We start from the raw sequence: 6,774 nt of genomic DNA, 5'->3' as shown, positions 1-6,774 counted from the left end.
GTACGAATCTGTTGTTCGTGGCAGATCGTCCGGAAGGACCTTATAGCGAAGCGATCATGCTCAATCATCACTTTATCGATCCATCCATTTTCAATGACGACAATGGCCAACGTTATTTGGCATTCGGAGGAGGATGGATTCACGAGTTAGCGTCGGACGGCACCGGATTGCTTGGGGCTTTACGAACCGTGTCTGCATAATCCGGTTTTGATGCAGCGAAAAAAGGGCGTGACACTTGAGACCGGTGAAGTGTTGAAGATTGAAATAGAAATTTGGAATGGGACTGTGATAAAACCCCAATTAGGAAATAAGACAATCTTTCCTTTCTTTACCGAGAATGACAGTTATTTTCCAACAGAACAACAAGTGATGTTAAATTTCCAAGTACATAATCTAAACGAGACTATTAAGCATCTTGAACATATTGGTGTACCTCTTGCAAAGAAAAAAGAGATTAGTGAATTTGGAAAGTTTATTTGGATTGAAGATCCTGTTTAAGAGCTTCACTGCGGCCTGCCTTATTGCATCATTTGTTTCTCTAGGTGGCATACTACGTTTATCTCTAGTCATTTAATAAAATACGATTAAAACACCATCCTCGCCATTCGTCATGGAGAGATACAAAGGTACTTAAATTACATGCTTCCAACGGCATGAAATTTAAGTGCCTTTTTCATCTCTATCTACTTGCGAAATTGGGTCGTCGGAGGATGCCCGTCTTGTGACTCGTGCATAGAACAGGTGTACAACGCGGAAGTCAGAATTCTACGTACAGATGCCAAGACGGCTGAGCTCGCCAAATATATGGAGAATTGCTATCTGGCACTCAAGGTGACGTTCTTAGGAATATCAACAATTTGAGAAGAAATTCATGTGCCAAGGAACTACCACCCAATCAAATAGGGGGTACCTTCATAAAATAACGAGTACTTAATGTTAACGAGGTGCTTAAGATGTCTGGTCTAGTTGGTGGAGCTTTTACAAGCACAAGCACGATTCTTGTACTCTTCATTCTACTCGTTATCGTCGCTTGCAGTTGTATGCGTGGTTTCGATCTATAGATTGGTTCTATTTTCTCCACAGTTATACCTTTCAAACTTTAATGATCAAGAATAATCTATTCTATCTTTATTAAAAAAGAGGAAGGACTGATAACCGTGACGTTTCGTCAACAAGCAATAAAATTACAGGGAAAGTCAGTACTAGTTACAACGACCGGCAGCACATTTACAGGTACTCTCTTATCAGTTGGTACAGATTTTCTAATTTTAAGTTCCATTATTAGAGGGCGCAGAAGACGACTCATCATGCGATTGGCAGAGATCATTCTACTCACGAGATTATTGGGCTAATGCAAGGAATAAACAGTAAGCAATGAAGCCAGGTGATATCACCTGGCTTCATTGCTTACCTATTAAAGCTTGAAAGTTTCCTTATGTCAGAATCGCTTTTGGTTAGTTACTTTACATATCATTACCTGATAATGTTGAAGTCCCTTTTTGCGCTTTAAATCGCGTTATCAGTTTCTTTCATCCAATAGTTTTTAGACTTATCATAAAATTTGACCATAATCAACTTATCAGGTTATAAGCAACACTGTTTCTCTAGACCCACACGAATATCATCGTTTAGAATGTTCTAGTTGAATAGATTTACCTCAAAAGTTTAAAGATATGTGAGGAAAGAATAATGAAGGAATATAAAAAGCAAACATCATTCGCTATTTGGATCAGCTTTATTAGTAATATCGTATTGACTATTATCAAACTGATTGTTGGATTATTCTATAATAGTCCTGTATTAATTGCAGACGGGGTTCATAATGCAGGGGACATTGTTGCTACTGGTGCAGCTCTCACCTCCATGCGTGTGTCTAAACAACCACCTGATGAGGACCATCCTTATGGACATGGTAAAGCAGAAGTTATAAGTGCTGGTATTGTTGCCATTATATTAGTGTTGGCTGCAGTATATATGGCATACCATTCAATAATGGTATTATTCGATCCACCACAAAAAGCAACAGTCATCGCCCTGATTGCAGCATCCTTTTCTTTAATACTGAAGCAAATACTTTACCTATATACAATATCGATTGGAAAAAAAACAAATAGTAATGGTTTGATTGCAACTGCATACGACCATCTCGCCGATGTATATGCATCCATTGCCGCAGTAATCGGTATTGGATTAGCAATGATAGGAGATTATTTTCAGATTGGTTTTCTGTCCTACGGAGATCCCATTGCAGGGATCATTGTCGCTTTTTTTGTGTTAAAACTGGCAATTCATATGGGGAGGGCAGCTGTTGATGTTCTAATGGAAAAAACTGTGGATCAAGAGAAAATGGATGCATTTGTCCAACTAGTACAATCAGTTCAAGAGGTAAAGCGAATTGATAAAATTCGTGCAAGAGAGCATGGTCATTATATTATCGTTGATGTGAGAGTCGGAATTCCGGCGGAATTAAATATACAAGAAGGCCACGATATTTCTAGGCACATAAAACAATCGATTATGAATCAGCATCCAGAGGTTGAAGAAGTATTGGTTCATTTAAATCCATGGTACGGCGATAAGTAATTGATTACAATGTAAGACATCTACTTTTAGAAATTAAGAAATGGATAGAGGGTTCAGACGCCATCTGAATCTCTATCCATTTTTTTGTTATTTACAACAACATTTTGCCCGTGAGTCACAACGAAGGAATGAGAGGGCTACGTCCCAGATTGTTGATAGTTTATATGTTTGTCTATAGCAGCAAAGATATTTATGAATATGCTCTTTATATCTGGAACTTAACAAGAGAAGAGGATGTCAATGACCATTGGAAAAATGAAAAAGCATAAGGAAATGTTACTGATCCCTGTCTTGCGTCCACATCTGCCTAAAACTTACTGGATGACGAAATCAAGGACCTTACGGATGCTCAAAACCTATTCATCTGTCTTCATAAAACCCAATCACGGGAGCGGTGGTAACGGAATCATCCGTGTCAAGAGGTTAGGAAAGAGATATGAGGTTCGCTCTGGCTCAAGTCTGAAGATTGCGAAACGTTCTTCTATCCTCAAAGCGATTCGCTCGTACCGGAAATCAAAGCACCGGTATTTGGTACAGAAAGGCCTACGATTAGGGAAGTATCATGGGAAAATTTTTGATATCCGTGTATACCTGCAGATGCCAAAGCACAAATGGATGATTTCGGGTATGGTCGCCCGTGTTGCCGCCCCTCATAAATTTGTGACCAATTATCAGAAAGGGGGCCATGCAAAACCTTTGCGAAGGGTCCTCAAAAGTCTTTTTCATCATAATCAATCCAAAGTGGACGCGTGTTATCGCAAAATAAAAAAACTATCCATTGTCATCGCCAAAACGGTTAATAAAAGGCATTCGATTCATGAATTAGGGGTTGATATTGCGATAGACAAGAAAGGCCACATTTGGATCATTGAAGCTAATTCACGTCCGGGTCATATGTTGTTTACTCAACTCTCCGATCACACAATGATCAGAACCATTATGAAAAACAAACGATCCATCGGGATCTAAGATCCATATTGATTATGTTAAAGGGAAGGAGAAAAGTTCCAATGAAAAAAACAAAGGAGCTTAGAAACTTGATCAACTCCAAGAAACTGGAGTTTATCATGGAGGCCCATAACGGCCTATCTGCCAAAATTGTTGAGGAGGCAGGATTTAAAGGGATTTGGGCCAGCGGGTTATCCATCTCTGCAGCGATGGGCGTAAGAGACAATAACGAAGCCTCCTGGACCCAAGTTCTCGATGTTCTGGAATTCATGAGCGATGCTTCGTCCATCCCGATTCTACTGGATGGGGACACAGGATATGGCAACTTCAATAATGCAAGACGCCTGGTTAAAAAGCTGGAACAGCGCAATATTGCAGGGGTTTGTATTGAAGATAAGCAATTTCCTAAAATGAACTCGTTCATAAACGGCCAATTACAGCCGATGGCCGATATCGAAGAATATTGCGGTAAGATCAAAGCGATGAAGGATACTCAAATCGACGATGATTTTGTAGTTGTAGCCAGAGTAGAAGCTTTAATTACAGGAAGAGGACTTGAGGAGGCGCTGCGGCGGGCGGATGCATATCGGAAGGCAGGTGCCGATGCGGTGCTCATACACAGCAAAAGGCCGGATATCACGGAGATTGAGGCGTTCATGAAGGAATGGGCGGGAAGATTGCCCGTAGTCATCGTACCTACGACGTATTATTTGACGCCAACCGACAAGTTTAGGGAGCTAGGGATTAGTCTTGCGATATGGGCCAACCACAACTTGAGATCATCCATTGAAGCCATGAAACAAGTTTCCCGCAGAATATATCAGGATGAGAGCCTTGTTCAAATCGAACAGAATGTTGCATCACTGAAAGAAGTTTTCAGACTTCAAGGAGCAGAAGAACTGGAAGCTGCCGAACAACAATATCTCCCGGCGTCACAGCCCAACTCGAATGAGGGAATATAATGGACACGAAATTGTTTGGGGAAGAGCTCCAGAAATTAGGATTTACCTTTTTCAGCGGAGTACCGTGTTCCTACCTGAAAAATTTAATCAATTATGCTATCAACGAAACCGATTATGTTGCAGCAGCTAACGAGGGGGATGCGATTGCCATTGCATCCGCAGCTTATATAGGAGGACGAAAATCCGTTGTACTAATGCAAAATTCAGGACTAACTAATGCTACTTCGCCGCTAACATCCCTTGTCTACCCTTTTCGTATTCCGATGCTTGGTTTTGTCAGCCTTCGCGGAGAGCCGGGTGTCCCTGACGAGCCTCAGCATGAGCTTATGGGCAGGATCACGACGCAGATGCTGGAATTGATGAACGTGGAGTGGCAATATCTTTCCAAAGATTTGGAGGAGGCCCAAAAGCAACTGAATCAGGCTAATGAGCAAATTGCCCAGAATCGGCCGTTCTTCTTTGTCGTCAAGAAAGGGACCTTTGACAATGAGCCTTTGAAAAAGCAACAAAACGCCATTCATTCAAACCAGATTATACGGCATGCCCATAAAAACAATCAGATGCCTGGACGGTATGAGGCACTAGCTGCGATCAATTCGATGAAAGATAAGGATACGATACAGCTTGCAACAACAGGAAAAACAGGACGGGAATTGTATGAAATTGAAGATGCAAGCAACAACCTATACATGGTGGGATCGATGGGTTGCATCAGTTCTTTCGGACTTGGGCTTGCTCTAAGTCAACCCGCCAAGAACATTATCGTGATTGACGGAGACGGATCTCTATTAATGCGCATGGGAAGCCTTGCGACAAACGGAAATTATAACCCCGGCAATATGATTCATATTCTTCTCGATAATAACGCCCATGAATCGACAGGCGGTCAAAGCACGGTATCCCATAATGTTGATTTTGTAAGCATTGCTGCTTCCTGTGGGTATCTGAATGCGATCCATGTCCATAACCTCGAAGAACTAAAAGCCTGTTTACAAGCGTGGAAAGAGACTAAAAGGCTTACTTTCCTGTATATGAAAATATCCAAGCAGTCCAAAGAGCATCTTGCTCGCCCAAGCATAAAGCCCCACGAAGTAAAAGAACGACTACAGCGATTTATCGAAAGCGATCCTGTACAGATCAAGGAAGTGGATGGCTCATGAGTGCTACCGTAAAGAGAAACATTTTGCTTACTCCAGGTCCGGTAACGACTACAGAAAGCGTTAAAAATTCACAGGTGGTTCCGGATATATGCCCCCGTGAGGCCGAGTTTGGCGCAATCATGAAGGATATTGCCACAGAGCTTACATGTTTGGTTGCAGATCCGGGCAACTATCAGACCGTATTATTTGGCGGATCGGGGACTGCTGCTGTTGAATCCATGATCAGTTCCGTCCCCGGCAACGAATCCGTAGTTATTATCAATAATGGTGCATATGGTAAAAGAATGTGCGAAATCGCTGCGGTTTATGGAATCGATTATTTGGAATTCAAAAATCCTTTCGACGATGCGATTAATTTGGCTGACTTAGAGAGTTATATCCAATCTGCAGGCCGAAAGATATCCCATCTTGCTGTCGTGCATCATGAGACAACAACCGGCCTTCTTAACAAAATAAAGGAGATCGGAGAGATATGCAGACGGTATCACATCGACATGTTGGTGGATGCCATGAGTTCATTTGCTGCTGTTCCGATTGAGATGAAGGAAATGAACATTTCCTTTTTGGTATCCAGTTCGAACAAGAATCTGCAGGGAATGCCTGGCGTTTCGTTCGTAATCGCTGAGAAAAGCAAGCTGGAGTGTTTGAAGGATAAGAAACCTAGAAATTATTATTTGGATTTGTACGCCCAATATCAATATTTTGCGAAACATGCGCAAATGCGGTTTACGCCGCCTGTACAGACTTTGTACGCGCTTAGGCAAGCGATCCAGGAATTAAAGCAGGAAGGTATAGCAAAGCGTTACGAAAGATACATGTCATCCTGGAAAACTTTAATCAGCGGTCTAAAAAGGCTGGGTTTAACCTATATCGTCCCCGATGAGCATCACTCCAAGATAATTACATCCATCCATGAACCTGTTGCAGGGTTTGATTTCCAATCGATGCATGATTTTTTCAACAGCAAGGGCATTATGATTTATCCTGGAAAACTTGACGATCTTAAGACGTTCCGAATTGCCAATATCGGCGACATTACGACCAAGGATATCGAGTTTTTTTTGGAATTGCTCGAAGATTATCTGGGTGGCATGTGATCAAATTCGAGAAAGGTGGAGTAC

Annotated in this window: 8 protein-coding genes; all 8 read left to right on the top strand. The window is 41.7% G+C overall.

Translation table 11 applies throughout. From position 1 onward, the window contains the following. Positions 1–200: family 43 glycosylhydrolase (locus ACFQZR_RS19260; RefSeq protein ID WP_379348699.1), on the top strand; the 200-nt coding region annotated here is incomplete at its 5' end. 10 nt (positions 201–210) lie between these two features. After that, positions 211–498, top strand: coding sequence for a VOC family protein (locus ACFQZR_RS19255; protein WP_379348697.1), 288 nt, complete (start codon positions 211–213; stop codon positions 496–498). 455 nt (positions 499–953) lie between these two features. Continuing rightward, the gene (gene yjcZ / locus ACFQZR_RS19250) at positions 954–1,061 is read left to right on the top strand and encodes a sporulation protein YjcZ (RefSeq protein WP_379348695.1); all 108 of its coding nucleotides are present in this window, start codon (positions 954–956) and stop codon (positions 1,059–1,061) included. 628 nt (positions 1,062–1,689) lie between these two features. Further along, on the top strand, positions 1,690–2,583 hold the full coding sequence (locus ACFQZR_RS19245) for a cation diffusion facilitator family transporter (RefSeq protein ID WP_379348693.1): 894 nt from the start codon (positions 1,690–1,692) through the stop codon (positions 2,581–2,583). A gap of 240 nt (positions 2,584–2,823) precedes the next feature. Next, complete coding sequence (locus ACFQZR_RS19240; RefSeq protein ID WP_379348691.1) at positions 2,824–3,552, top strand: YheC/YheD family protein; 729 nt, start codon at positions 2,824–2,826, stop codon at positions 3,550–3,552. A gap of 41 nt (positions 3,553–3,593) precedes the next feature. Then, positions 3,594–4,493: a phosphoenolpyruvate mutase gene (aepX, locus tag ACFQZR_RS19235; RefSeq protein ID WP_379348689.1), complete on the top strand. Its 900-nt coding sequence runs from the start codon at positions 3,594–3,596 to the stop codon at positions 4,491–4,493. Further along, positions 4,493–5,653, top strand: a complete 1,161-nt coding sequence (gene aepY, locus ACFQZR_RS19230; RefSeq protein WP_379348686.1) for a phosphonopyruvate decarboxylase — start codon at positions 4,493–4,495, stop codon at positions 5,651–5,653. The genes aepX and aepY overlap by 1 nt, the downstream gene beginning before the upstream one ends. Continuing rightward, positions 5,650–6,750, top strand: a complete 1,101-nt coding sequence (locus ACFQZR_RS19225; RefSeq protein WP_379348684.1) for a 2-aminoethylphosphonate aminotransferase — start codon at positions 5,650–5,652, stop codon at positions 6,748–6,750. Before aepY ends, ACFQZR_RS19225 begins: the two co-directional genes overlap by 4 nt. Positions 6,751–6,774: the final 24 nt, after the last annotated feature.

Source organism: Paenibacillus sp. GCM10027629, assembly GCF_042676425.1.
GTDB lineage: Bacteria > Bacillota > Bacilli > Paenibacillales > Paenibacillaceae > Paenibacillus_K > Paenibacillus_K terrigena.
Note: the sequence above shows the minus strand (reverse complement) of the source record. Positions and strands in the feature narration are given on the sequence as shown.

What these genes read in the sequence shown, in the direction of transcription:
- aepX (WP_379348689.1), top strand. Translation starts at nt 3,594, where the DNA reads ATGAAAAAAACAAAGGAGCTTAGAAACTTGATCAACTCCAAGAAACTG.
- ACFQZR_RS19255 (WP_379348697.1), top strand. Translation starts at nt 211, where the DNA reads ATGCAGCGAAAAAAGGGCGTGACACTTGAGACCGGTGAAGTGTTGAAG.
- ACFQZR_RS19245 (WP_379348693.1), top strand. Translation starts at nt 1,690, where the DNA reads ATGAAGGAATATAAAAAGCAAACATCATTCGCTATTTGGATCAGCTTT.
- aepY (WP_379348686.1), top strand. Translation starts at nt 4,493, where the DNA reads ATGGACACGAAATTGTTTGGGGAAGAGCTCCAGAAATTAGGATTTACC.
- ACFQZR_RS19240 (WP_379348691.1), top strand. Translation starts at nt 2,824, where the DNA reads ATGACCATTGGAAAAATGAAAAAGCATAAGGAAATGTTACTGATCCCT.
- ACFQZR_RS19225 (WP_379348684.1), top strand. Translation starts at nt 5,650, where the DNA reads ATGAGTGCTACCGTAAAGAGAAACATTTTGCTTACTCCAGGTCCGGTA.
- yjcZ (WP_379348695.1), top strand. Translation starts at nt 954, where the DNA reads ATGTCTGGTCTAGTTGGTGGAGCTTTTACAAGCACAAGCACGATTCTT.